The following is a 23,571-nucleotide window of genomic DNA, read 5'->3' as shown; positions in this document are numbered from 1 at the left end:
CCGCCACCGCCTGTTCCGGCGGCATGGATGTGGACGGAATTCATCCGGATATACAAAACCCGCCGTGGGTTACCCCACGGCGGGCTCTCTGGCCATCCCAAGACCAATCAGACCTTGATGATCTCCTGGCGACGGTAGGGGTCTTCCGGATTGACGTTGGGGAACACCTGCAGGCCACCGATGGCTTCGGCCGCCTCCCTGACGCCATCGGTGTACATCAATTCCTTCTGCACCTTGTCGCCGTTGAGGCTGTTGATGAAGTCCGTCTTACCCTGCAGCACAGTCTTCTTGAGCTGCTCCACCACCTGTATGGTGTTGTCCCGATACTGGAAGGGGTTAACGCTCCAACGCCGGCCGTTCCAGTCGGGGTTCTGGATGGCGCCGGTGCCGTTGGGGCCATAGGTATCGAGGTCGTACTTCATCATGGCGCGCTTGATGACCTTGGCCGGGAACGGCAGATACTTTGCCCCGTCCTTGGACATCACCTCGGCCGCCTTCTCGGTGTTGTTCAGGGCCCACAGTTCGGCCTTGACGATGGCGCTGATGACCTTGTGGGAGTACTCCTTGTTATCCACCTGGTCCTCGTGCATCACCGCCACGCAGCAGGGATGGTCCTTCCACACGTCACCGGTGAAGCGGATGACCTTGCCCCGGGCGAGAACTTCGCCCACCGCGTTGAAGGGCTCGGCCACGATGTAGCCGTCGATGGCACCGCTCGCCAGGGCCGTGGGCATATCCGGCGGCTGCATGACGAACAGGTTGCACTGCTTCTTGCTCAGCGGCGCGGTACGGCTCTGGATCACCGGCTCGATGCCATATTCCGCCAGGATCATCTGCTGGATGACGTTGTGCATGGAATACCAGTAGGGCACGGCGATCTGCTTGCCACCGAGGTCCGCCTGGCTGTTGATGCCACTCTTGGCACCCACTGTGAGGGCGGAGCCATTGGTGTGGTCCCAGGCCACCACCTTGACGGGGAAGCCCAGACCGAAGCGCATGTAGATGGGTATGGGCAGCAACAGGTGGGTCAGGTTGAAGCGCTTCGCCATGAAGGCCTCGGCGATGGGTGACCAGCCCCGGATCAATACCGGACGCTCCGATTCCAGGCCCTCGTCGGCGAAGAAGCCCTGCTCGTGCGCGATCAGGATAGGTGTGGCATCCGTGATCGGCAGATAGCAGGATTTGACGACGGGGAATTGCGCGGCCCCGGCGTATTTGATGTTGATGTAAGGGAAACCGGTGACACCGGCCCCCATGCCCAGCGCAGCAGCCCCCAGGAAACGTCGGCGGCTGCCGGACGCTTCGGGCTTCTGGCCTTCGGTGGTTTTCTTGCCCTTATCGCTCATTAGTTATCCTCCTCACCAAAACGAACATTTAGTGCCTGAAGGAAGAAGCCGCGGCAAAATCTCCACAGTTTCCAAGTCAGGCCGGTCTTACCACGCGTCAGTTACTCTCTGGATGCCGGGCATCACGCTTACATCAACCAAACACATGGATTTTCGGCACTCCGTCGCCCCTCTGGGCGAGCCCATATCCCTTGATCCTTCCTCCCTACGCCCCGTAAGAAAAAACACTTCCAATTTGACCTTCAGTCCTTTTGGGGCCATCACCCCGGCAAACGGGGTGTTGAATTTGGACCCAGTTTAAGAAACCCGGTTCAGAAAATCATCTTAGTCAGCACGCCTCCCCCCTTCAATACCGGAGCACTTTCAAAACGGTCGACATCCTGCACCAAAACCAGGCGATATGGCCTACTTCTGCGCCGAAAGTGAGCGGATATATTCCACAATGGCCAGAATCTGCTCGTCACTGAGGAACCGCCCCCAAGACGGCATGGAGGCATCCAGGGGGATGTTGTTCTTGTCCAGGCCGACCTTGATGGCGCGGAACAACACCTGGGTGGGCAGCTGGCTGACCTCCTGACTCGTGAGATCCTTGGGCTTGCTTCCCCGCAAGGTATAGGCCAGCGCTCCATCGCCCTTGCCCCCGGGGCCGTGACAGGCGCTGCAGTAGTCGAAATACATCTTCTCCCCCGGCTTGCCGCTTGGGGGTATGCCCATATCCACCGACGTGCCATTGGCAATGGCGGAGACGTAGGCCGTCAGGTCCGCGATCTGCTGCTGCTCCAGACGGAAGCCCCAGGCCCGCATATAAGGCGACAGCCGGTGGGCCGCCCCGCCCTTGCTGATGACGCTGTATATGGACTCGTCCGTATGGCTCTCCGCGAAGGTCGGGCTCGCGAACACCGCGGGCTTGTCCGGCAGCTTAGAGGCGTAGGGGCCGTCACCCTTGCCGCCGGCGCCATGGCAGATCATGCAATTGGCGAGGAACAGGCGCATGCCACTGGCCGCATCGCCCATGATCTCCGGCTCCGGGCTGGCGGCGAATACCGACGGCACACCCATCGCCACCAGCGCCGAGGCCATGAGCGCTTTATGGATTGCTTTTCTCATGCAGCTCTCCAAACTTGAAAACAGGTTTCAGACGATAAGGTCCAGTTCGTCTTCCATGAGGCTGGAGTAGAGACCGATGATCTTGTCCCGCATCTCCGCGAACGCATCGTCCGTGCGCTTGACCTTCTCGTGCCGTGGTCTTGGCAGGCTGTTGTCGAGAATGGCCTTGACCCGCCCCGGATTGATGTCCATCACAGTAATGCGGTCGGAGATGAAGATGGCCTCGTCCACGTCGTGGGTGACGAAGAAGATGGTCTTCTTGGTCTTTTCCCAGGTCTTGAGGATCTCCACCTGCATCTCCGCCTTGCTGAGGGCATCCAGGGCATCGAAGGGCTCATCCATGAGCAGGATCTTCGGCCTGTTGGCCAGGGCCCGGGCGATGGCCACCCGTTGGCGGGCCCCCATGGAGATATCGTGAATGGACAGGTTGGCCGCCTCCAGGAGCCCCACGTTCTCCAATTGCTCGAGGGCGATGGCATGGCGCTCCGCCTTGGAGAAGCCGGCGAGTTCCAAACCGAACTCCACGTTCTGCACCACCGTGCGCCAGGGCAACAGGGCGTACTCCTGGAAGATCATGCCCTTGTGGGCGCCGGGACCCTTCTCCGGCTTGCCGTCCAGGATCACCTCGCCCGCCGTCTGCTCGTAGAGGCCGGCGACGATGTTGAGGGTCACCGATTTACCGCAGCCCGTGGGCCCGAGGATGCACATGAACTCGCCGTCTTTAACCGCCAGATTGACGTCCTGCAGGGCCAGAAAATCCTCCCCCTCCTTGGTGAACACCTTGTAGATGTTGCGCAGCTCCAGCAGCGGACGGTCCTTGCGCTTGCGATCCTCACTGGAGGAGGCAAGCATCACATCCAGTACGTGCTCGCGAACCTCCGCCGCCCGGCGGGTGAACTCGGGCGATGTGGAGGCCTTTCCCAGACGCGGATAGGGCAGCGGATTGTCGATGATGTCAGCGATCTCGCCGCTGCTGTTCAGCACCACGATACGCTGGCCCAGCTTCACCGCCTCGTCGAGTTCGGCCGTGACGAACAGGATGGTGGTGTCCTCGCGCTCCCAGATGTCCAGGATCTCGGTCTGGAGGGTCATCTTGGTCTTGGCGTCCAGGGCGTTGAAGGCCCCGTCCATAAGCAGGATCTCCGGCGTCATGGCCAGGATCATGGCCAGGGAGGCGCGGCGCTTCATGCCGCCCGAGCACTCCCACGGGTTCTTGTGCTTGGCATAGCCGAGGCCTACCAGATCCACGAACTTCTTGGCGGTCTCGGCCCGTTGCTCGCTGGCCGTGCCGTCGAACTCCATCCCCAGTTCGATGTTCTGTTCCAGGTTGCGCCACGGCAGCAGGGAGTACTCCTGAAAGATCATGCCGCGGTCGCGGCCCGGCCGCTCGATGGGCTGTCCGTGGAGCGTCAACTCGCCCATGGAGGGCTGGTCCAACCCTGCCAGCATGCGCAGCATGGTGGACTTGCCACTGCCGGTAGGACCCACGATGCACAGGAACTCGTGCTTGTAGATGTCGAGATTGAGACCCTTGAGGGCGGTGACGTACTCGCCATCCTTCTCGTAGAACTTGTAGACGTCCCTGAAGCTCGCCAGGACCTCTCGATTTTCGTTTGAACTCATTGCTTTTGCCTCCGTCGTTCGCCCGTCCATCGATCAGATCTTCCACGCAAAGCGACGGATCAGCATGCGCATGATGGTGTCCAGCACATAACCGATGGCACCGATGGTCACGATGGTGGCCATCAACTGGTCGTAGCGGAAACGGTCCCGGGTATCCAGGATGTAGTAGCCAAGGCCGTCGGGTACCCCCAGCATCTCCGCCGGCACCAGGATGATCCAGCTGATGCCCACGGCGAGGCGCAGGCCCGTGAGCATGTCGGGAATGGCCGCCGGGATGATGATCTTCCACATGATGCCCCGGTCCGTGGCGCCCATGGTCTTGGCCATGTTGATCCACAACTGGCTGACCCGCCCCGCACCCGCCGCGGTGTTGAGGATCAGGGGCCAGATGGCCACCAGCCACAGGAGGAAATAGACGGCCTTGTCGCCCACGCCGAAGATGATGATGGCGATAGGCATCCATGCCAGAGGAGAGACCATGCGCAGGAACTGGAAGGCGATGTAGGTCATCTGCTCCAGAACCTTGAAATAGCCGATGAGGATGCCGATGGGGATGGCCACGATGACGGCGGTGCCGAGGCCCACCGCGACACGTCTCAGGCTGGGGATCGTATGGTGCATGAGGTCGCCGGTCTCCACCATTTCTACGAAGGCCTTGAAGGTGGCGACCGGCGTGAAGGACGCGCTGAAATCCTCGCCCAGGGCCCCCAGCCCCATCACCAGCTGCCATATCAACAGGATGATGAACAGACCGAGGAAGTAGTACTTGGAATCGTGGAACCACTTGACCATCTGGCCGCCGAAGCCCTTTATCTCTCTGTCTCTGCGATGCTGGGCCAGGACCTCCTCGGCCGTCGGCGCGGACGAATTCTGGTTTGCACTCATAGATAACCCCTCACGGAAAGTTGTATTGCACACATACCTCTCTGTCGGGCCCGCCAACACGACTCGCGTGGCATGCCCGTTACTGGACGACTGGTGTCCCGGCGCGTGGAATACCTTCCCGCTTCGGTTCGAGCCAAGGGGCCTATGGCCTACGTCATGCCCTGTAAGGCGACCCAGTCAGTTTTTTTATATAAATAATGCAAAAGATTGCATGAAATGGGGTGGCGGGCTTCGTTGCCTGCTTCTGCGTCAGGCGCGCCGTCCAGCCACTTTGAACTATGAAGAATGGCCTGAAAGGCGGCTCAACCCGGTGAAACCGGACGGTCAGCCCATTCCTGCCGCTTCCCTGCTATCCACTCGAGAACGGACGCTTGGTCCGTACCAGAAAAGCTTGATGGTTTCTCAAGGTACGCCTGGCACCACTCCGGTCCCGGCCACCTCACGTCCTGCATACTCTAGAATCTGGACAAACATCCCATGCCGCGAGCGACATGGAACAACCATGAGAGGGTCGGGAGATGAGCGGCGATGTCGACCATGACCGTCGCGAGGACCCTCTTTGCCACCCGTGACAAGGGTAACGAGCCATCGACGGCTACACTACTCTCCAAACCCGTGGTCCCTTTCTAACCAGGGACTCAACTCAAACGGTTCTGTTTCTATCGAAACTTAACAGGAGTATATCCATGCCCACGGCAGGTGACAAACGAAAACGCATGATTGGCCCTTGCCCCCGCCACCCGGGAACGCCGGCAGGGTTCACCATGGGTTGCATCCCCGGGGCACGGGTATCCATAATCGGAAGGGATGGCCGCTTCCTCCTCGCCATCCTCCACCACAGCCCATGAGCGGTGCCTCCAGCCAGGTGGTGGTGGGGCTCTCAGGCGGCGTCGATTCCAGTGTTGCCGCGCTCCTGCTCGCACGCGCCGGGCAGACGGTCGCGGGCCTGTTCATGAAGAACTGGGAAGAGGACGACGCGGACGGCCAGTGCGCCGCCGCCGAGGACCTGGCCGACGCCGCGGCCGTCGCCCGGCAACTCGATATTCCGCTCCATACCGTGAACTTCGCGGCCGAATACTGGGAGCGGGTATTCGAACACTTCCTCGCGGAACACGCCGCCGGCAGGACCCCCAACCCCGATGTGCTGTGCAACAGCGAGATCAAGTTCCGCGCCTTCCTGGAACACGCCCGGGGCCTCGGTGCCCAGCGTATCGCCACGGGACACTACGCCCGCACCCGCACCACCGCCGCCGGTATCGCGTTGCTCAAGGGCCGGGACCCGGAGAAGGACCAGTCCTATTTCCTCCATCGCCTCGGCCAGGAGCAACTCGCGCCCGCCGACTTTCCCCTGGGTGAGCTGACCAAGACCCAGGTGCGCGCCCTGGCCCGCGAGGCGGGGCTCGTTACCGGCGACAAAAAGGACAGCACCGGCATCTGCTTCATCGGCGAACGGCCCTTCGGAGAATTCCTGGCCCGCTTCCTGCCCGCCAGCCCGGGAGACATACGCGACACTGCGGGCACGGTCATCGGCCGGCATCGCGGACTGATGTTCCATACCCTGGGCCAGCGCAGGGGGCTCGGCATCGGCGGCCGCTCCGATGCCGGTGAGGCACCGTGGTATGTGGTGGACAAGCGCGCCGCGGACAATGTGCTCGTGGTGGCCCAGGATCCCCGTCATCCCCTACTCATGAGCGTGGCGGTGGAAGTGACGGATCCCCACTGGATAGGCCCGCGGCCGACCCTGCCCCTGCGCTGCGCATGCAAGATTCGCTATCGCCAGCGGGACCAGGCGGCGCGGCTGATGCCGGCGCCGGAGGGACGCCTCCGGGTGGACTTCGATGAACCCCAGCGAGCGGCCACCCCCGGCCAGTATGCGGTGTTCTATCAGGGTGAGGTGTGCCTGGGCGGCGGCGTCATCGCCGGCCTGGTGCATTCGGGCTGAGGGCACCGGCGGCCCTCGGGTATATTCATCCGGCGCCGGGTTGGTTATTGTTGCCCATGGACGGCGGCGCCCGATGCCGCCGGCGCAGCCCGACGACGACGAGGTTCAACCGCTCCATGAAAGACGACCACTGACGCCTTGAAGACCCACTCCGCCGATCAGGTCATGGCCCTCGCGGGCGTGCTGCAGGCCACCTCCCTGGTGGACCAGGTGGCCCGCACGGGCCTGAGCGATGTGGAGCCCATGGCGGTGAGCCTGAGGAGCCTGGTGATCTTCGACGCCCCCGCCACGGAATCCGTCTACGGGGGGCTGCCGGGCCTCGAGAATGGCCTGCGTCTGTTGCGCAAACTGCTGGAGACCCCCACCGCCCTCGCCGCCCAACCGGCAGGCGTCTACGGGATGGCGGTCCTCAAGCTCGAGCGGCGCCTGTCCCGCAGCCCCGCCACCCTGGAGTCCCTCGGGAATCAACTGCGGGCCTTCGCCACGGGCATGGAGGAACCCATCACCGACGAGGGCAACGTGGCAGAACTGGCGCGCATCTACAGCGACAACCTCAGCGGCCTGCCGCCACGGGTCATCGTCAACGGCGAACCGCAACTGCTGCAACGCCGGGATATCGCGGAGCGCATACGCGCCCTGTTGCTGGCCGCCGTGCGCTCGGCCGTGTTGTGGCGCCAGAAAGGCGGCAAGCCCTACAAGCTCATCTTCAGCCGCCGCACCCTCCACGAGACCAGCGAGCAGCTGTTACGCGAGGCCGTGGTGGTCAATGTCAGCGATGAAGGCCGGCGGCACCTGCCCTGAGGCCGGCCGGCGATGCCCGGAGGGACCAGGGTGGTCCGATGTTAGTGACGTACGGTGCCTAACCTTCGTTAGACGCCGGGATGCGCAGTTCCTGTCCCACCTGGATGCGGTCACTCTTGAGTTCATTGGTGGCCCGCAACAGGTCCACGCTGACCTTGTAGTGTTGGGCCACCTCCGACAGGGTCTCGCCGCGGGTGATGATGTGCCGGCGGGCCGCCAGTATGGTCCCGGGGGGCGGGTGCTCGCTGAAATACCGCCGCAGGCCGTCCACCAGGGCGCGAGCGATGGCGGAGCGGTGGCGGTGCTGCATCAGGCGCTCCTCTTCGGTGGGATTGGAGATGAAGCCCGTCTCCACCAGCAGGGAGGGAATGTCCGGTGACTTGAGCACCACGAAGCCCGCCTGCTGGACAGACGTCTTGTGCAACTTGCCGAGGCGCCCGAGGCCCTTGAGCATGTAGTTGCCCGCCCCCAGGCTCGCCTCGATGGTGGCGGTCTGGGACAGGTCCAGCAGTACCGAGGCCAGCAGGTTGTCCTTGTCCTCCAGGGATACGCCGCCGATGAGGTCCGAGGCGTTCTCCCGCTTCGCCAGCCAGCGCGCCGCCTCGCTGGTAGCCCCCCGCTGGGACAAGGCGTAGACCGACGCCCCCCGCACGCGACGATCGCGGAAGGCATCGGCGTGGATGGAGATGAAGAAGTCCGCCTGGTGCTGGCGGGCGCGCTCGATACGCTTGCGCAGGGAGAGGAAATAATCGCCTGTACGCGTCAGTACGGGCCTCATGCCCCGTTCGGCCGCGATGGCCCGTTCCAGTTCCCTGGCGATTTCGAACACCACGTCCTTCTCCCGCGTCCCCCGGGGGCCGATGGCCCCGGGATCCTCGCCACCGTGGCCCGCATCGATGGCGATGACCACGTCCCGCAGGGCCCTGCCCTGCTGTACCCGTTTCACCGTGGGCGCAGGGGCAGTGGCGCCGTCACTGGGGTAAAGGTCCAGCACCAGCCGGTGTCCGTAGTTGTCGCTGGGTTGGAGCATAAAGGTCTTGGGCCGCATCTTGTGCTTGAGGTCCAGTACGATGCGCAGGTCCCCCTTCTTACGCACGGCACTGCGGATGCGCTTCAGGGAACGATCATCGGCGGCGGGCTGCTCCAGGGGCCTGGCCAGGGAGGCCCCCGAGAGGTCGACCACCACGCGGTGGGGGTCGGCCAGGGTGAACACACGATGCTCCAGGGGTGCGCTGATATCGAATACCAGCCGTGCCCGCTCCGGTGAGGGCCACATACGCAGGCCGTCCACCCGGGTCGCCGCGTGGGCGGCGGTGGCGGTCAGCAACAGCAGAATGCACAGAACTCGCATGGCGCTTCGACGGGTATGGTCCTGAAACCATTCTTGACCCAACCACGAGATAATTCAAGTTTTTCTATAATTTTTATGCAGATAGATGTTTTATCTAATATTTTTAATTAACACCAGCTGCGCGTCCGCCAGCCCCTCTGGCCAGCAAATATCCCTTATCCATCATAGGCTTAATGCTCTCCGCCGGCGATGCCGGCGAGCACTTCGGCCCCCCGCGCCGTCGCCGCACCGACGACGGCGCCGCGGCCGCTGCCCCGATACTCCAGCCTCACCTCGATGTCAGGCGGCGGCAGGCCACCCGCGCCACGCTCGGGCCATTCCACGAAACACAGGGTGTCGCCGGCGATGTAATCACGGAAGCCCATGAACTCCAGTTCGCCCGCGTCGCCGAGGCGATAGAGGTCGAAATGGAACACCATTTGGGAGTTGATCTCGTAGGGCTCCACCAGCGTAAATGTAGGACTCTTCACGGAACCCTGGTGCCCCATATGCCTCAGCGCGCCCCTGACCAACGTAGTTTTGCCCGTCCCCAGCTCACCCGCCAGGAACACCAGCCCGCGGCCACCGAGGGCGTCCACGATGCGGGCGCCCAGCGCCTCCATAGCCTCGGCGTCCCCCAACTCCAACTGCTGTTGCTCTACCATGACGCCATTTCATCACGGAATCGCGGCGACGGGTACGCCCTCTCCATGACCAATGGCGGCATCCGGGAGGACCGCGACCGTCTGCCATGAGGGGATCCACTGCCTTGGTGTGGTTCAGGCGGGACCTGCGCCTCGCCGACAACCCCGCCCTGAGCCTGGCCCTGGCACAACACCAGACGGTGATCCCCGTCTATATCCACGACCCCGACGTGGACCATCACGGCGTTCCGGGGGCGGCCTCCCGGTGGTGGCTGCACCGCAGTCTCCTCGCCCTGGATCAGGAACTCCGGCGCCTCGGTTCCCGCCTCCAGATCATCGACGGCCCGGCCGTGGAACGACTCCCGGCCCTCGCCCGCCACGTCCAGGCGCACACGGTGACGTGGAATCGCCTCTACGAACCTGCCTCGGTGGCGCGGGACGCCACGGTGGAGGCGGCCCTGACGCGCCAGGGCGTCGCCGTCAGCCACCATCCCGGGGCGCTGTTGGCGGAACCCACGGAACTCCACACCGCCACCGGCACCCCTTACCGGGTCTACACACCGTACTGGAAGGCCCACCGTCGTGACGTGACCCGACCACTACCCCTGGAGGCCCCCGCGGCACTGCCGGCGCCGCCGGACCTGCCGGGTGCCATCTCGGTGGACCACCTGGACCTGCTGCCCGCCATACCCTGGTACGCGGGCCTCGCGGATCACTGGTGCGCCGGCGAACGGGGGGCCTTTGACGCCCTCGCCGCCTTCGACTGCCGGGCCATCGGTCGCTACGGCGAGGACCGGGACCGCCCGGACCATGCCGGCACCTCCCGCCTGTCACCCCATCTGCACTTCGGCGAGATCACCCCCGGCCAGGTGGCCCTGGCGATACAGAATGCCGCCAGCGACGCCGCCGCCGAGCCCTTCCTGCGCCAACTGGTGTGGCGGGACTTCGCCCATCACCTGCTGCACCATTTCCCCCATACCGTGACGGAGCCCTTCAACCCCCGCTTCGCCGCCTTTCCGTGGCGCCAGGATGCCGCCGAAGATCTGGAACGCTGGCAGCGCGGCCGCACCGGCATCCCCCTCGTGGACGCCGGCATGCGCGAGCTGTGGCACACGGGCTGGATGCACAACCGCGTGCGCATGGCCGTCGCCTCCCTGCTCACCAAGAACCTGCTTATCCACTGGCGGCAGGGCGAGGCCTGGTTTCGCGATACCCTGGTGGACGCCGACGTGGCCAACAACGTCATGGGCTGGCAGTGGACCGCCGGTTCCGGCGCCGACGCCGCCCCCTACTTCCGGATATTCAACCCGGTGCGCCAGGGCCAGCGCTTCGACCCCAAGGGACTCTACGTGCGCCGCTGGGTGCCGGAACTGGCGGGCCTGCCCGACCGTTACCTCCACTGCCCCTGGGAGGCCCCGGCCACCGCGCTACAGGTCGCCGGCGTGACCCTGGACCGCGAATACCCGGCGCCCATGGTCGACCTCAAGGCGTCCCGGGAGCGGGCGTTGGAGGCCTATGGGGAGGTGAAGGGGGGAATGGAGAAGAAAGTGAATAGGGAATAGTGAATAGTGAATAGTCGCGCTGGGCCGAGGGAAAAGCATGGGCACGGCGCCGTGCTGAAACCGGTAACCGCCCTTGCCACCGGCACCACCGTAGCTCATACCATTCACTATTCACCCACACACCATTCACCATTCACCATTCACCATTCACCATTCACTTTTCCCCTAAATCGTATTCCTCAACATCAACTCATCCGGATGCGGCGTCAGATAGAACTGGGCGTCGATGTAGGGGTCGGGATGGCGGCGGAAGTGGTGCCTGAGGAGGGTGATGGGCACGATGAGGGGCAGGCGACCGGCGCGGTAGGTCTCGAAGGCGTCCACCAGCTCGGCCTTGTCGCCACTGTCCAGATGGTCCTTCAGATAGCCCATGAGATGCAGCAGTACGTTGACGTGCCGGCCGCGGGTCACCTTCTTCTTGAAGGCCGCCATGAGGCGGGTGATGTACTCCTGGGCCAGCTCCGCCATGGGGCGGCGGCCGGCCTCGGCCACCAGCCGGCCGAGGTCCCGGTAAGTCTGCTGGCAGTGGGCCATGAGCATGAGCTTGTGGGCGGTGTGGAAGCGCACCAGGGCCTTGGGCGTCAGCCCATCGGCCACCAGCCGCTGCCAGCGGTTGAACAGGAATACCCGCTCGATGAAGTTCTCCCGCAGCACCGGGTCGCCGAGGCGCCCTTCCTCTTCCACCGGCAGCAGGGGTCGCGCGGCCATGAGGGCGGCGGCGAACAGGCCGCTGCCATCGTGAGTGGGATGGCCGTTGTCGCGATAGACCTTGACCCGCTCCATGCCGCAGCTCGGTGACGCCCGCTTGAGGATGAAGCCGCTGAATCCGGCGGCCTGATCGGCCACGGCGCTACCGTAAGCGATGAGGCCCTCGGTGGGGTCGATGGTGGGATCCTTGACGCCCCGCGCCCGCACCCCGCCCTCATGGTGCACCAGGCGGATGGGTTGACGCGGGGTCCCCAGCCCCACCGCCACCTCCGGGCAGAAGGGCACGAACTCGAAATAGCGACCGAGGGTACCCGTGACGTAGGCGTCATGTTTGTGTCCGCCATCGAATCGCACCTCCTCACCCAGCAGGCAGGCGCTGATGCCCACCCGGATGGCGCCCTCTCCGACCCCGACTGCGGCGTCACCCGCCATGACCGTTGACCCCCTCCCGTATCCCCTCCAGCAGATCGGTGGCCACCAGGCCCCGCTCGCCGCGACGGGCCGCGCGATCGCCGGCGGCGCCATGGATCCACACCCCGGCACGGGCCGCCTCCGGCGCTCCCAGCCTCTGGGCCATGAGCCCGGCGATGACACCGGTGAGCAGGTCTCCCATGCCGCCGCTGGCCATGCCGGGATTGCCGGCGGTGCACACCCCCACCGGCAGACCGGGGCCGGCCACCAGGGTGCCGCAACCCTTGAGCACCACCGTGCCACCGTAGCGCCGGCGCAGCTCCGCCACCGCCGCGAAACGGTCCGCCTGCACGGCCGCCGCCGATGTGCCCAGCAAGCGCCCTGCCTCACCGGGGTGGGGGGTGAGCACCCAGTCGTCCCGGCTGCCACCCTCGAAGGCCAGCAGATTCAAGGCATCGGCGTCCACCACCAGGGGCCGTTCCGCTCCCAGGCAGGCCTCGAACATCTCCCGCCCCCAATCATCGGTGCCCAGCCCCGGCCCCACGGCCACCACCGTGGCGCGTTCGAGCAGCGGCTCCAGGTCCCGCGCGCCGGCCACGCCGCGAGCCATCAATTCGGGCTCGGGGGGTGCCGGGGCCTGCGGCACCGTGGCCACAGACACCAGCCCGGCCCCGGCACGCAGGGCGGCCACGCCGGCCATGCGGGAGGCACCCGCCATGCCCGTGTTGCCCCCCACCACCAGCACGTGGCCGAACAGGCCCTTGTGAGCGTTGCGCGGGCGCGACGTCATGAGGGGCTGCCCGGGCCCGGGGCCGAGGCGCAGCGCCGCCGGCGCCACGGCGGCCCGCACGTCTTCGGGCACCTCCAAGTCATGATAGGCGACGGTACCGGCGTGATCGGGGCCGTCACCGGTGAACAGACCCTGTTTGAGGCCGATGAAACTGACCGTGACATCGGCCTTCACCGCCCGCCCCAGAACGCGGCCGCTGTCGGCATGAAGCCCGGAGGGGATATCCACCGCCAGCCGCGGCGCACCGGCGTCGTTGATGGCGTCGATGACCTCGGCGTAGGTCCCCTCCACGGCACGGTCCAGACCGGTGCCCAGAAGGGCATCGACGATGACGTCGGGCCTGTCCATCAACCGTCCCTCCCAGGGGACGACGGGTACACCGGCGGCCCGGGCGTCTTCCCAGACGCTGGCCGCGTCCCCCTGCAGGCGCGCCGGATCGGTGGCGGCCAGCACGGTCACCGCCAGCCCCCGTTGCTGCGCCAGGGTCGCCACGATGTAGCCATCGCCGCCGTTGTTGCCCGACCCACAACACACCAGTACCCGCCGGGCCTCGGGCCAGCGAGTCATGAGGGTGTTGAAAACGGCGCCGCCGGCACGCCCCATCAGGGTCAGCCCCGGGATGCCATGGCCTTCGATGGCCAGGGCATCCAGCCGCCGTACATCGGCGGCGCGATAGAGTTCCCGGGGCAGGCGTGTGGTAGCGTTGGACATGGGCGATTAGATACTGAACAGTTCCTGGCGATAGAACCTGAGTTCATCCACCGACTCGCGGATGTCATCCAGGGCGCGATGGGCGGATTTCTTCTGGAGCTTGTCCATGATCTCGGGCTTCCAGCGTGCGGCCAGCTCCTTCAGGGTGCTCACGTCCAGGTTGCGATAATGGAAATAGCCCTCCAGCTCCGGCATGAGGCGGGCCATGAAACGGCGATCCTGGCAGATGCTGTTGCCACACATGGGGGATTCGCCCGGCGGCACGTAGTCGCGCAGGAAATCCAGGGTCATGCCCTCGGCATCGCGGTCGCGGATGTCGGTCTCCTGCACTCGCCGGATGAGGCCCGATGCACCATGGTGCTCGGTATTCCACTCGTCCATGGCGGCGATGACGGCGGGCGGCTGATGGATGGCCAGCACCGGTCCCTCGGCGAGGATGTTGAGATGGGCATCGGTGATGAGGGTGGCCACCTCGATGATATAATCCCGGGCCGGATCGAGGCCGGTCATCTCCAGGTCGATCCAGATCAGGTTGTTGGGATCCGCTGCCATGGCGCATGATTTCCTTGAACTCGTAGTAATCTTGGCATTCTAACAAACGGCGGCCCCAATGCGGTCGCGCCACCCAGACCGGATCCATGAATACCCTGACCGTCATATTCCTTGTTTTCCTGGTGGCCTCCCTGGCCGTGCGCCAGTGGCTGCTCCACCGCCATCTCGGCCATATCCTCGGCCACCGTGGCGCGGTGCCTGCGGACTTCCGCGACCGCATTACCCTGGTGGAGCATCAGAAGGCCGCCGACTACACCGCCACCAAGCTCCGCTTCAACCGCTGGGACCTGGTGGTGGAGGCCCTCATCCTGCTCACCTGGACCCTCGGCGGCGGCCTGGACCTGCTGGACGGTGCCTGGCGTGCCCTGGAGCTCGGCCCCCTCCACACCGGGGTGGCCGTGCTTCTCAGCATAGCCCTCATCAGCATGCTCATCGACCTGCCGGTGGCCGCCTACCAGACCTTCGTCATCGAGGAGCAATTCGGCTTCAATCGCACCACGCCGCGGGTCTTCCTGGCGGACCACGCCAAGCAGTTGGTGTTGCTGGTGGCCCTGATGGCGCCCCTGCTCTACGCCGTGCTGTGGATACTCGACAACGCCGGCTCCCTGTGGTGGTTCTACGCGTGGCTCATCTGGCTGGGCTTCAGCCTCACCCTGGTGTGGGCCTACCCGGTACTCATCGCTCCTCTGTTCAATCGCTTCGAGCCCCTGGACGAGGGTGAGGTGCGCAGTCGCGTGGAGGACCTGCTGGCGCGCAACGACCTGTCCAGCGATGGCATCTTCGTGATGGACGGCTCGCGGCGCTCGGGCCACGGCAATGCCTACTTCACCGGCTTCGGCAAGCATAAGCGCATCGTCTTCTTCGACACCCTGCTGAAAAGCCTGGCCCCCGACGAGGTGGAGGCGGTGCTGGCCCACGAGGTGGGCCACTTCAAGCGCCGTCACGTCATCAAGCGTATAGCCATGTCCACCGTCACCAGCCTGGCGGGGCTGGCCCTGGTGGGCTGGCTCATGAACCAGCCCTGGTTCTACCATGGCCTCGGGGTCTCGAACCCCAGCGGTTATGCCGCCCTGGCCCTGTTCTTCCTGGTGTTGCCGGTGTTCACCTTCGTCCTACAGCCCCTCGGCGCCTGGCTGTCGCGGCGCCACGAGTTCGAGGCCGACGAGTTCGCCGCCCGTCAGGCGGATGGCGGTGCCCTGATCAACGCCCTGGTTAAGCTGTATCAGGAGAATGCCGCCACCCTCACCCCGGATCCCCTCTACTCGGCGTTTCACGACAGCCATCCCCCCGCCCCCCTGCGGGTGGCCCATCTCAAGGCCATCGGCCAGGCATCCGGATGAACCGCAGCCGGCCGGCCGTTGACCCCGGAGGATTGGGGGAAGCGCCGAATAATTCAGCATCTTCTTGGAAGACCTTAGAGAAAAGGCGTTCTTTAAGTCCACCCGGTGGTGGCACCTTAGGGTCTCATCGCCTGTCTGGAGCTGAAATGCGCCTGTACCAGGGCCATGCCCTCGATTGGTTTCGAGATTCCCTGTGATTTCCAACACGACGAATTTAATCTCTTGGAGACTCTGCCCATGAACACGTACCTCCGCCATCCCCTGCTGGCCGTCCTGCTCGCCGCCACTACCGTCCCGGTCGCCATGGCCGCCGACGGCAAGGCGCTCCATGACGCCAACTGCATGTCCTGTCATGAATCCATGATGAGTGGCGATCCCAACGACATCTACACTCGCGACAACCGCCGGGTCACCAGCCTCGACGGCCTGGAGGCCCAGGTACGGCGCTGCGAGCACAGCCTCGGTCTCAAATGGTTCGACGACGAGGTGGCCGCCGTCACGGATTTTCTGAACGACCGGTTCTACAAGTTCGGACAGTGACACGAGGCGCGAGGATGGCACGCTGACCCGGCCATCCCGCGGCGCGGGGCGCAGGCGGCCTGCGACCGCCACCGGCGAGGTCGGCGAGCTGGAAGGCCGGGTGCTCTCCAACCACGGCCATATCAGCCGCGTGGAAGATGCGACGGGACGGGTGCATCGCTGCACCACGGTCCACCGCCATGAGCGCCCGGTGTGCGGAGACCGAGTACGCTGGGCCCTCACCGGCAGCGGCCAAGGCCGCATCACGGCCATCGCCCCGCGCACCAGCCTGCTGGCGCGGCCCGACTTCAACCGCCACTCCCGGCCCATGGCAGCCAACATCGACCGCGTCTACGTGGTCATCGCTACCGCACCGCCTTTTCAACTGCCCCTCCTCGACCGCTATCTGGTGGCCATAGAGCACCTGGGCCTCGCCGGCACGGTGGTACTCAACAAGGCGGACCTGCCGGATCCGGAAACCCTCATCGCCCTGCGCCGGGAACTATCCCTGTATGAGGGGCTGGGTTACCCCTTGGTATACACCAGCACCGCCACGGACCATGGCCTCGACGAACTGACGGCGGCCATGGCCGGCGCCGCAGGGATCCTCGTGGGCCAGTCCGGGGTGGGTAAATCCTCCATCACCCGAAGTCTGATCCCGGACCTCGACATCCCCGTAGGCGAGCTGGGGGTGGACACCATGGGCCGCCACACCACCACCGCCACCACCCTCTACTCCCTGCCCGGCGGCGGCGCCATCATCGATTCCCCCGGGGTACGGGACTTCGGCCTCTGGCACATCCCCGCCCGCGATGTGGCCTGGGGTTTCATCGAGTTCAGGCCCCATATACCCGAGTGCCGCTTCCGCGACTGCCGCCATCGCGACGAGCCCGGCTGCGCCGTGACCGCAGCCGTCGCCCGCGGCCACATCGCGCGGCGGCGGCTGGAGAGCTATTGGGGGATACTGGAAGGGCTGGAGAGGCAGGGGGAGGTGGTTGGGGATAGGAGATCGGGGGTAGTGAATAGTGAATAGTGAATAGTGAATAGTGAATAGTGAATAGTGAATAGTGAATAGCAGGAGTCTAGCCCGGATGAAGCGAAACGGCGGACAATCGGTCGCTGGGGAGCCGGTTGGCTGAAAAGTGCCCTGAAAGAATGGAAAAAGCTCGGTCCCAATGCGCGAGAACTTTTCGCTAAAAAACTCAAAGAGCGGCTTTCCAATCCACATGTTCCTTCCGCAGCAGTTAGCGGAGGAACAAACCTGCACAAAATCAAACTGCGTCAACTTGGATATCGGTTGGTCTATTCGGTCTTCGATACTACCGTCACGGTCACTGTTCTTGCGGTCGGCAAAAGAAATCGAAGTGAAGTTTATGATCTGGCTCTTTCACGCGAGAAAGCCGATAAGCCATAACTAATAAAGGGGTAATAAGGGATAGCCCCCGGTTGCGTGCGCTCCCAGCATCGTGGTCTGTGCCCTCTTTCGGCATTTCCTCACGACATGTTCCGCTTCAGCACTATCCGCCGAGAATGTGGTGTCCTGGCGTCCAGTTTCTCACTTCACGCCTTCGGTCATTTCAATATCCTTGCGTAGCAGGTCATTGACGAGTTCGGTAACCTCGACGCCTTTGTTATCGGCCTTATCCACCAGGTAGCTGCACACGTCCTCATCCAGATATACCGGCAGGTTCATTTTGGCGTTGGGCCGATAGAACTTGCCGCGCTCAACGTTAGAAAAGTCGGCTCGTCAGCAGAATTCGTGGGTGTAGATGAGGAGAATTTCCTCTCGCCAAGTCGCCAAGAGCGCCAAGTCAGGATCATCCTTGGTACCCCTCGGTCACGATAGATGGCGCTCGTATTGCCCCCGGGGCCACGGGATATTGCACAGGGCACGAATACAACGAAAAACATAAGCTGAAGCTTTCTTGGCGTCCTTCGCGTTCTTGGCGAGAGCCTGTTGTTCGTTGCGGAAAAACCAACCCAAAGTAGCGCCACGCCGCCATCATTTATCCATGTACATCACTGGTTGGCGCTCGCCGCGAGCGAAACATTCACCCACAGATTCTGCGGACGAGCCGTTTATTCTTTCACGGCGGCTATTACGGCATGGGGATTCTGATCGACCACCTTCAACAGAACCCTTGCTGTTCCTCGCGGCGTGCGCAGCCCTTGCTCCCAATGCCGAAGCGTGCCGATGGAGATGCCAAACGTCGCGCAGAAGCGTTCTTGGCTCATACCCGTTTTCTCCCGAATTGCCCGCACATCAAGGGTTTCCGGAGTATGTTCCACCACGCCGGATTTCTTCCCTTTGGCGTGGTTTGCCGCATCTGTGAGCCCCTCAGCTATTTCAGTGAATGCCTTGCCCATTACTCCGCCTCCAAAATACCACCAAGTCGTTTACCGCTTTCGCCAACCGCCGCTTCTCTTCAGCCGAAATATTTGCCTTTTCGTTCTTTCCGAACGCCGCCAATAGGTAGAGGGGCATCAGTTCACTGTGAAAGTAGTAGATCACGCGAACACCGCCACTCTTACCGCTACCTCGACGGACCCACCTAAGTTTACGAATACCGCCCGTACCTTGAATCAATACGCCAGCACCGGGATGTTCAGCGAGATAAGCGAACAGATCCGCACGGTCTTCATCGAAGAGCAAAGCCCCAATCTTGCGCTGAAATGGGGCAGTCTCGGCGATCGTGATCATCGCTGGAAAATGTACGCCAATGGCGTAGTTGTCAAGGGCGCATTATCTCCGCAGCCGCAGGCCGCCGGCCTGGCTGCCGAACTGGTAGGTGGCCAGGCCCAGGCCGATGAGGGCCGTACCGGCCCACACCTCGCCCGTCAGGGGCTCGCCGTTGAGGGCGGCCCCGAGGAACAGGGCGCACACCGGCGTCACCAGGGTGATGAGGGCCACCCGGGTCACCGCCAGGTGACCGAGCACGTAGTAGTAGAGGGCGAAACCCAGCACCGAGCCCACCACCCCGAGATAGAGGATGGCTGCGCCCGCCCGGGCCGGCACCTCCTCCGGCCAAGCGGCCCCCGTGAGGAACCAGGTGAGAAGGAACAGGGGCACCGCCACGACCAGCCCGCCCGTGGTGACGGCGAGTCCCGACAACCCCGCGTCGAGCCGCTTCACCCACACCGCACTGGCCGAGTGGAACACCGTGGCGCAGAACACCGCCGCCACCCCCATCGCCACCCCGGTATCGATGTCCAGGGCGGTACCGAATATCACCACCAGCCCCGCCAGCCCCAGCACCATGCCGCCGAGGCGCGCGGGCGTGAAGGCCCAGATGATGATGACGCCGAGGTAGGCCGCCGGCACGGACATCTCGATTCTCCTTGGCACTCTGCACATCAGAAAACAAAAAGGCCGCAATCCTTTGGGAATTGCGGCCTCTCGGGAGGGACTTCGTCCTGGTATCGGTCTACGGTCCCGCATCACCCCCGAGGGCACACACACCCATGGGCAGTCGCGCGTGGGACCACCATACGAAAGCGCGGGCGATGGGGGAAAGGAAAGTCATAGGTTATAGATGCTGCCCCAAGGGCGCTTGGCGGTCAACCGGCGGGGACGAGACAGGGCTGGCGGCCGGGGGTTCCTTCCCTCAGCCCCCGGGCGCGCCGCTCACCACCAGCTTCCCGAATAGCGCGAGGCAGAAGCCCAGCACCGCTAACGGCTGATTCGTGCTTGCCACCGATTCGACCAATCACGAGGAACCACGGCTCATCCATCGTCGTCGCCGGGATCTCTATAAAGTCCGGATCGGCCCAGAGTTCCTGAGCCTCGATGCAATCGATGCCGTGCTTCTTGGTGTTGGCACGGCTCTTCCGTTCATCGAACTCAAACATGGCTAAAAACTATACCTTATGGCTCAATCCCCGACGCCGTCGACGCGCTTCCCGGCGGCTTCTAACGCCGCTACTCAGCGGCCAAAGCATGTTGGCGGGGCTTTTGCGCTTTTTGCGCTTTTTGCGCTTTTTGCGCAAGGCATGACAGCATGTTTTGGTCCGTCTGGAGTGTTTTGTGAGGGCTTTTGGTGTAACGTACGGCACTTCCGTACAACTGAGGGCAGATGCTATGGATACCGTAAGCGTTAATCAATTCAGGGACAACCTGAAACGCCTTGTAGAACAAGCACTTAGCAAGCATGAGCCGCTTCGGGTTACTCGCCGCTCTGGCGAGGACTTTGTTGTGCTCAGTGCCGAAGACTGGGAAAGGGAGCAGGAGACTCTTTACATTTTGCAGAATAGTGACCTCATGAAGCAGATTGCTGCATCCTCGGCCACGCACAGCAAGAAGAAGGGATACAAGCCTACGAAAGAGCAGATGGATGAGATCACTCGTATTTGAAGGCAACACCTGGGAAGCATACGAGGCCATGCGGGAGAGCGACAAGAACCTGCATAGGTCATTGCGCAAGCTTCTCAAAGAAATGCTCCGGTCCGACGACCCCAGCGAAGATACAGGAAAGCCTGAGCCGCTGAAGCACAACCTATCTGGGTTGTGGTCGAGGCGGATTTCTCAAAAGGACCGGGTGGTTTACAAATTTGACGATGCCTACATCTACATCTTCGCTCTTGGGGGGCACTACGATCAGCCCTAACGTCGCAAACAACGGCGCGACCGAAAGGAGCATCCGGCGCCGCCAATAGGGACACGCCAATAGGGACAGACCACGGTAGCGTGCGCTCCCAGCATCGTGGTCTGTGTCCTCTTTCGGCATTCCCTCACGATATGTTCAGCTTCAGTATTATCTGCCGCGAATGTGTTGTTCTTCCTGGGACCCCGTTTCCCACTTCACGCCTTCGACCATTTCGATATCCTTGCGTAGCACGTCATTGACGAGTTCGGTAACCTCGTTGAAATGATCATCCGCACGGCGGCATTACGTTCGTCGATTTCCTGGAAGCAACGCACCACCACCAGCAGCGCGCCATTGTTTGCGTGTCCCCCGGTGACCCAGCAATCTTCGGTCCCTATTGCCACTCAATTTTGAGATCTTTCCGCGACTGGGCACAATCTCTCAAATAGAGGTTAATAAGGCTCTGATACGGAAGGTCTTTCTTCTCGGCAAGATTCTTGAAATACGCAATGGTATCTTCATCAAGCCGGATCGTAACCTGCTTCTTGAGCTTCTTAGCGTATGGGTTCTTGACGGAATCTGAAAAATCGTAATGATCACGCATGTCTATACCCTTCAAAAGTCTTTCGTTCTCGCTTATCCGCCTTACGCGCAGAGATGATTCGAATGGTCTCACCATCTCTAACGCAGTGGCACACCACCAGCAAACGAGAATGAATACTCGTTCCGAGTAGTATGAACCGATCCTCCTCTTCAGAATGGTCGGGGTCCGCTATAAGCCGACCGAACTCGTCCGTAGGCAGTTTTGGCCTCGTGAAACGAGACATCATGCTTCTTGCGATTAGCGGCATCCTTACGTGGATCCCAGTCAAAGTTAAGATGGCTCACGCATTACATTGTAATTATCGTGTGCGTATTGTCAAGGCGACAATCGCCCACCGCCCCCAACTGGAACACTTTGCTAACACTGTGAACGAACGCCGGCGTCGCCTGCCCATGGACGTGATTGGTCATCCAAACATAGGCATAAATGGCCAGACCGTGCTTGGAGGTCGCTTCCACCAGCGAATCACGGAAAACTTGGCGGTCCGCATCCGCGGTAAAATCACTTCGTGGTCGTTACCCCACCGCATAATGTGCTGGAGCTGACCGGGAATGACGTAGCGGGCGAAACGGGCCATGAGTGGCACATACCTGAAGACTTGGTGGTAAAAGCCTGGCACAATATCGTATCTGACCCCTCAGGGATCCCCTCATTTTTAATCTCAACAATGGCTTGCAACTTGTTGATCTGAAGATCATTCTTGGAGTCCTCACAATCACCATGAGGACCGGCGATGAAAGCAGCACAGGCGCTTCGGCAGGATGACATCATCGAGTTCATTGATACGCTTTTCGACGGCGACTTGCACGCCAAGCGCGTGTTGTCGCTGGCGAACGCGGCTTGGGGAGTGCTGGCCAGCGCTTCGCTGGCAGTGCACGCCATCGGTCAGGGTCTGGCGCATGCCCAGGGGACGCTGAGCAAGCATGGTGTGAAGCAGGTGGACCGGCTGCTGAGCAACCGCGGCATCAAACTCGCTAGGTTCTTTGCGTGCTGGGTGCCCTATGTTATCGGCGCACGTACCAAGGTGGTGGTGGCGCTGGACTGGACGAGCTTTGCCAATGACGGGCACGAGACGCTGGTGCTGTCGATGCTGACCCGTCATGGTCGTGCCACACCGTTGCTGTGGCAGACGGTGGAGGCTGCCACCCTCAAGGGCCGGCAGACGGATTACGAGGATGCGTTGCTGTGTCGGCTCTATGAGGTGCTGCCGGCGGGGGTGGCGGTGACGATCGTGGCCGATCGGGGCTTTGCGGACTGCAAGCTGTTGAAGCTGCTGAGCGAGGAGTTGGGTTTCGGCTATGTGGTGCGGTTGCGCAGCCAGTATTACATCACCAACGCCAAGGGCGAGCGGCGCAAGGCAGCGAAGTGGGTGGGTACCCATGGCCGGGCGCGCACGTTGCGCGATGCGACGCTGACCGACTCCCAAGCCCTGCCCGTGGCCACGGTCGTGTGTGTGCAGGCCAAGGACATGAAGGAGCCGTGGTGCCTGGCTGCCAGTGACCGCGAGGCGAAGGCGAAGACGCTCATCGGTTACTACGCCAAGCGCTGGGGGATTGAGACGAGCTTCCGCGACATCAAGGATCTGCGCTTCGGCATGGGGATGTCCTCGCTGCGGATCGGTCGCCCGGAGCGCCGCGACCGGTTGTTGCTGATCAGTGCACTGGCCATCGCCTTGCTGTCGCTGCTCGGTGCCGCGGGAGAGGCGTTGGGCTACGATCGCTGGCTGAAGGCAAATACCGTTAAGCGGCGTACCCACTCGCTGTTTCGCCAGGGACTGATGCTCTACGAACATATTCCGAATTGGCCTGAGGAGCGATTGCGCCCGTTATTCGAGAAGTTCACCGAACTCCTCCACGAGCAACGCGTGTTCCGCGATGCCTTCGGTATTATTTGAGTTAAAAATGAGGGGATGCCTAAGATCTGACCCCTTTTTTTTATTGACGACGGAAGAACCGCCGGCGTTTATCGAAGGGGAGCTACCGCGGAGCGGTTTAGTTCAACGTTCCGTCTCAAGCGCGCGGCTTTTTGCGTCGCTTGGATCCGGTTGTTATGCGGCAGCAGTTTCAATCTTGCCGGGCAGTTTGCGAAGAATGAGCCTCTTCATCTCCACTTT

General features: G+C 62.8%; 25 protein-coding genes and 1 pseudogene. 10 read left to right on the top strand and 16 right to left on the bottom strand.

Annotated elements, in window-relative coordinates; genetic code table 11:
* Positions 1-107: 107 nt before the first annotated feature.
* The 4 genes from U5S82_18450 to U5S82_18435 form a co-directional block, all read right to left on the bottom strand.
* On the bottom strand, positions 108-1,346 hold the full coding sequence (locus tag U5S82_18450; protein MDZ7753564.1) for an ABC transporter substrate-binding protein: 1,239 nt from the start codon (positions 1,344-1,346) through the stop codon (positions 108-110).
* Positions 1,347-1,751: 405 nt separating this feature from the next.
* Positions 1,752-2,453: a c-type cytochrome gene (locus U5S82_18445; protein MDZ7753563.1), complete on the bottom strand. Its 702-nt coding sequence runs from the start codon at positions 2,451-2,453 to the stop codon at positions 1,752-1,754.
* A 27-nt stretch (positions 2,454-2,480) separates the two neighbouring features.
* The gene (locus U5S82_18440) at positions 2,481-4,076 is read right to left on the bottom strand and encodes an ABC transporter ATP-binding protein (GenBank protein MDZ7753562.1); all 1,596 of its coding nucleotides are present in this window, start codon (positions 4,074-4,076) and stop codon (positions 2,481-2,483) included.
* A 33-nt stretch (positions 4,077-4,109) separates the two neighbouring features.
* A complete protein-coding gene (locus U5S82_18435) occupies positions 4,110-4,961 on the bottom strand; it encodes an ABC transporter permease (GenBank protein MDZ7753561.1) in 852 nt (283 codons plus the stop codon).
* An 844-nt stretch (positions 4,962-5,805) separates the two neighbouring features.
* On the opposite strand from U5S82_18435, the gene mnmA reads away from it, so the two are divergent.
* Positions 5,806-6,903 carry a tRNA 2-thiouridine(34) synthase MnmA gene (gene mnmA / locus U5S82_18430; protein ID MDZ7753560.1) on the top strand — a complete coding sequence of 366 codons (1,098 nt, stop codon included), beginning with the start codon at positions 5,806-5,808 and terminating at the stop codon, positions 6,901-6,903.
* Between the two features lie 138 nt (positions 6,904-7,041).
* A complete protein-coding gene (gene hflD / locus U5S82_18425; GenBank protein ID MDZ7753559.1) occupies positions 7,042-7,704 on the top strand; it encodes a high frequency lysogenization protein HflD in 663 nt (220 codons plus the stop codon).
* Positions 7,705-7,762: 58 nt separating this feature from the next.
* On the opposite strand, the gene U5S82_18420 is transcribed toward hflD, so the two are convergent.
* Both U5S82_18420 and tsaE read right to left on the bottom strand, forming a co-directional pair.
* Positions 7,763-9,055, bottom strand: coding sequence for an N-acetylmuramoyl-L-alanine amidase (locus U5S82_18420; GenBank protein MDZ7753558.1), 1,293 nt, complete (start codon positions 9,053-9,055; stop codon positions 7,763-7,765).
* Positions 9,056-9,225: 170 nt separating this feature from the next.
* Positions 9,226-9,699, bottom strand: coding sequence for a tRNA (adenosine(37)-N6)-threonylcarbamoyltransferase complex ATPase subunit type 1 TsaE (gene tsaE, locus U5S82_18415; protein ID MDZ7753557.1), 474 nt, complete (start codon positions 9,697-9,699; stop codon positions 9,226-9,228).
* Between the two features lie 86 nt (positions 9,700-9,785).
* On the opposite strand from tsaE, the gene U5S82_18410 reads away from it, so the two are divergent.
* The gene (locus U5S82_18410) at positions 9,786-11,240 is read left to right on the top strand and encodes a deoxyribodipyrimidine photo-lyase (protein MDZ7753556.1); all 1,455 of its coding nucleotides are present in this window, start codon (positions 9,786-9,788) and stop codon (positions 11,238-11,240) included.
* Between the two features lie 165 nt (positions 11,241-11,405).
* On the opposite strand, the gene U5S82_18405 is transcribed toward U5S82_18410, so the two are convergent.
* From U5S82_18405 to orn, 3 genes are read right to left on the bottom strand one after another with little or no spacing between them, the layout of a single operon-like run.
* On the bottom strand, positions 11,406-12,380 hold the full coding sequence (locus U5S82_18405) for a DUF523 and DUF1722 domain-containing protein (GenBank protein MDZ7753555.1): 975 nt from the start codon (positions 12,378-12,380) through the stop codon (positions 11,406-11,408).
* Positions 12,370-13,860: an NAD(P)H-hydrate dehydratase gene (locus U5S82_18400; GenBank protein MDZ7753554.1), complete on the bottom strand. Its 1,491-nt coding sequence runs from the start codon at positions 13,858-13,860 to the stop codon at positions 12,370-12,372. The genes U5S82_18405 and U5S82_18400 overlap by 11 nt, the downstream gene beginning before the upstream one ends.
* Before the next feature lie 6 nt (positions 13,861-13,866).
* Positions 13,867-14,412, bottom strand: coding sequence for an oligoribonuclease (gene orn / locus U5S82_18395; protein MDZ7753553.1), 546 nt, complete (start codon positions 14,410-14,412; stop codon positions 13,867-13,869).
* Between the two features lie 86 nt (positions 14,413-14,498).
* Between orn and U5S82_18390 the strand changes: the two genes are divergently transcribed.
* The 4 genes from U5S82_18390 to U5S82_18375 all read left to right on the top strand — a co-directional run bounded on the left by U5S82_18390 (position 14,499) and on the right by U5S82_18375 (position 17,685).
* Positions 14,499-15,752 carry a M48 family metallopeptidase gene (locus U5S82_18390; GenBank protein MDZ7753552.1) on the top strand — a complete coding sequence of 418 codons (1,254 nt, stop codon included), beginning with the start codon at positions 14,499-14,501 and terminating at the stop codon, positions 15,750-15,752.
* A gap of 237 nt (positions 15,753-15,989) precedes the next feature.
* Entirely contained in the window at positions 15,990-16,292 is a 303-nt protein-coding gene (locus U5S82_18385) for a cytochrome c (protein MDZ7753551.1), read from the top strand.
* A gap of 100 nt (positions 16,293-16,392) precedes the next feature.
* The gene (gene rsgA / locus U5S82_18380; GenBank protein MDZ7753550.1) at positions 16,393-17,304 is read left to right on the top strand and encodes a ribosome small subunit-dependent GTPase A; all 912 of its coding nucleotides are present in this window, start codon (positions 16,393-16,395) and stop codon (positions 17,302-17,304) included.
* A 78-nt stretch (positions 17,305-17,382) separates the two neighbouring features.
* The gene (locus U5S82_18375) at positions 17,383-17,685 is read left to right on the top strand and encodes a type II toxin-antitoxin system RelE/ParE family toxin (protein ID MDZ7753549.1); all 303 of its coding nucleotides are present in this window, start codon (positions 17,383-17,385) and stop codon (positions 17,683-17,685) included.
* 141 nt (positions 17,686-17,826) lie between these two features.
* Here U5S82_18375 and U5S82_18370 read toward each other — a convergent pair whose 3' ends face one another.
* The 5 genes from U5S82_18370 to U5S82_18350 all read right to left on the bottom strand — a co-directional run bounded on the left by U5S82_18370 (position 17,827) and on the right by U5S82_18350 (position 20,120).
* Positions 17,827-17,964, bottom strand: a complete 138-nt coding sequence (locus tag U5S82_18370) for a hypothetical protein (protein MDZ7753548.1) — start codon at positions 17,962-17,964, stop codon at positions 17,827-17,829.
* Positions 17,965-18,350: 386 nt separating this feature from the next.
* The gene (locus U5S82_18365) at positions 18,351-18,638 is read right to left on the bottom strand and encodes a helix-turn-helix domain-containing protein (protein ID MDZ7753547.1); all 288 of its coding nucleotides are present in this window, start codon (positions 18,636-18,638) and stop codon (positions 18,351-18,353) included.
* Complete coding sequence (locus U5S82_18360) at positions 18,619-18,972, bottom strand: type II toxin-antitoxin system RelE/ParE family toxin (GenBank protein ID MDZ7753546.1); 354 nt, start codon at positions 18,970-18,972, stop codon at positions 18,619-18,621. The genes U5S82_18365 and U5S82_18360 overlap by 20 nt, the downstream gene beginning before the upstream one ends.
* Positions 18,973-19,014: 42 nt before the next feature.
* Positions 19,015-19,599 carry a DMT family transporter gene (locus U5S82_18355; GenBank protein ID MDZ7753545.1) on the bottom strand — a complete coding sequence of 195 codons (585 nt, stop codon included), beginning with the start codon at positions 19,597-19,599 and terminating at the stop codon, positions 19,015-19,017.
* A gap of 230 nt (positions 19,600-19,829) precedes the next feature.
* Positions 19,830-20,120 (bottom strand): BrnT family toxin, encoded by a 291-nt coding sequence (locus U5S82_18350; protein MDZ7753544.1) that lies wholly within the window; start codon positions 20,118-20,120, stop codon positions 19,830-19,832.
* A 229-nt stretch (positions 20,121-20,349) separates the two neighbouring features.
* Here U5S82_18350 and U5S82_18345 point away from each other — a divergent pair, with 229 nt between their 5' ends.
* Positions 20,350-20,622, top strand: coding sequence for a type II toxin-antitoxin system Phd/YefM family antitoxin (locus U5S82_18345; protein MDZ7753543.1), 273 nt, complete (start codon positions 20,350-20,352; stop codon positions 20,620-20,622).
* On the top strand, positions 20,603-20,875 hold the full coding sequence (locus tag U5S82_18340) for a Txe/YoeB family addiction module toxin (GenBank protein ID MDZ7753542.1): 273 nt from the start codon (positions 20,603-20,605) through the stop codon (positions 20,873-20,875). Before U5S82_18345 ends, U5S82_18340 begins: the two co-directional genes overlap by 20 nt.
* A gap of 373 nt (positions 20,876-21,248) precedes the next feature.
* Here U5S82_18340 and U5S82_18335 read toward each other — a convergent pair whose 3' ends face one another.
* Positions 21,249-21,458, bottom strand: coding sequence for a BrnA antitoxin family protein (locus U5S82_18335; GenBank protein ID MDZ7753541.1), 210 nt, complete (start codon positions 21,456-21,458; stop codon positions 21,249-21,251).
* Positions 21,451-21,742: pseudogene (locus U5S82_18330) on the bottom strand (BrnT family toxin). Before U5S82_18330 ends, U5S82_18335 begins: the two are co-directional and overlap by 8 nt.
* A 449-nt stretch (positions 21,743-22,191) precedes the next feature.
* Here U5S82_18330 and U5S82_18325 point away from each other — a divergent pair.
* Positions 22,192-23,352 (top strand): IS4 family transposase, encoded by a 1,161-nt coding sequence (locus tag U5S82_18325; protein MDZ7753540.1) that lies wholly within the window; start codon positions 22,192-22,194, stop codon positions 23,350-23,352.
* Positions 23,353-23,571: the final 219 nt, after the last annotated feature.

Source organism: Gammaproteobacteria bacterium, from assembly GCA_034522055.1.
Lineage (GTDB): Bacteria > Pseudomonadota > Gammaproteobacteria > JAABTG01 > JAABTG01 > JAABTG01.
The sequence above is the reverse complement of the archived record's forward strand: the minus strand, read 5'-3'. Positions and strand labels throughout refer to the sequence as shown.